The organism is Paenibacillus cineris (genome assembly GCF_018333335.1).
GTDB classification, from domain to species: Bacteria; Bacillota; Bacilli; order Paenibacillales; family Paenibacillaceae; genus Paenibacillus_AQ; species Paenibacillus_AQ favisporus.
In genome coordinates, this window is the sequence record NZ_BORU01000062.1 from 1 (window position 1) to 207 (window position 207).

Genomic DNA, 207 nt, shown 5'->3' on the forward strand with positions numbered 1-207 from the left:
ACGGTACCAGGTTAGAACCTAGATACGATCAGGGTGGTATCCCAACGGCGCCTCCACCCAAGCTGGCGCTCAGGTTTCTTAGGCTCCCACCTATCCTGTACAGATCGTACCCAAATCCAATATCAAGCTGCAGTAAAGCTCCATGGGGTCTTTCCGTCTTGTCGCGGGTAACCTGCATCTTCACAGGTATTAAAATTTCACCGGATC

General features: G+C 51.2%; 1 rRNA gene. It reads right to left on the bottom strand.

Annotated elements, in window-relative coordinates:
- Positions 1-207 (bottom strand): 23S ribosomal RNA (locus KI379_RS33955); the annotation flags it as partial.